The organism is Pseudomonas sp. RW3S2, from assembly GCF_014268955.1.
Classification (GTDB): domain Bacteria; phylum Pseudomonadota; class Gammaproteobacteria; order Pseudomonadales; family Pseudomonadaceae; genus Aquipseudomonas; species Aquipseudomonas wayambapalatensis.
In genome coordinates, this window is sequence record NZ_JABWRM010000047.1 from 1 (window position 1) to 418 (window position 418).

1 pseudogene is annotated in these 418 nt (G+C 58.1%); it reads right to left on the minus strand.

What is annotated here, in order from left to right:
* Positions 1–22 precede the first annotated feature (22 nt).
* Positions 23–418 (minus strand): annotated as a pseudogene (locus tag HU748_RS26155) (hypothetical protein); the annotation flags it as partial.

Genomic DNA, 418 nt, shown 5'->3' on the forward strand with positions numbered 1-418 from the left:
ACCATGAAGGGGGCAATCATGTTTATGGCCGATCAGCACGATGGGTTTCACAGGGGATATCCTTTTCGACGGTCGAGGTTTCCACTTCGGTATTTCGCTGACGCGTAGAGGTGCGTTTCTTTCTCTCCGGTCGCTTGCCTGGACGCGCAGCCCAGAGGTACGCGTTTTCGCGCAAGCGTTCCTGGATAGCCGGGGGATAGTCGTCAAGGGTGGTGAATGGCGGAACGGGCTTTCCGGGCAGGCCGGCTTCACGAATGATCTTGGGCCAGCGCGGTTTCCAGCACAGCATGAGGCTCAGCCAGTGACCGGTTCCGATGATCAGGAAGGCGGGCGAGATCAAGACCAGGCCGAGCTTGGTGATTCGAGAGGAGGTACGAAAGTAGCGGGTCAGCCCTTCGAATTGAGGTGTGAAGGCTTG